The 515-nt window shown below is 64.1% G+C and carries 1 protein-coding gene; it reads left to right on the top strand.

Translation table 11 applies throughout. The annotated features are described in order from the left end of the window. Positions 1–515 (top strand): cbb3-type cytochrome c oxidase subunit I (locus PSU4_RS31060; protein WP_186817293.1); only part of this gene is annotated, 515 nt, incomplete at both ends.

The following is a 515-nucleotide window of genomic DNA, read 5'->3' as shown; positions in this document are numbered from 1 at the left end:
GTCGCGTTCCCGGTCCTCACCGCGGGCCTGTTCGGGATGCTGGCGGACCGGCACCTCGGTGCCCACGTGTTCGACCCCGCGAACGGCGGCGCGATCCTGTGGCAGCACCTGTTCTGGTTCTTCGGCCACCCCGAGGTCTACATCGTCGCGATCCCCTTCTTTGGGATCGTCTCGGAGGTCCTCCCGGTGTTCAGCCGGAAACCGGTGTTCGGCTACAAGGGCCTGATCTACGCGACGATCGCCATCGCGGCGCTGTCGGTGGCGGTGTGGGCGCACCACCTCTATGCGACAGGCGCGGTGCTGCTGGCCTTCTTCTCCTTCACGACGTTCCTCATCGCCATCCCGACGGGTGTCAAGTTCGTCAACTGGATCGGCACGATGTGGAAGGGCAAACTGACGTTCGAGACGCCGATGTTGTTCTCGATCGGCTTCCTCGCGACATTCCTGTTCGGTGGGTTGACCGGCATCCTGCTGGCCTCGCCGCCGCTGGACTTCCACGTCTCCGACAGCTATTT

The sequence above is a fragment of the Pseudonocardia sulfidoxydans NBRC 16205 genome (assembly GCF_007989085.1).
In the GTDB taxonomy this organism is placed as follows: Bacteria; Actinomycetota; Actinomycetes; order Mycobacteriales; family Pseudonocardiaceae; genus Pseudonocardia; species Pseudonocardia sulfidoxydans.
The sequence above is the reverse complement of the archived record's forward strand: the minus strand, read 5'-3'. Positions and strand labels throughout refer to the sequence as shown.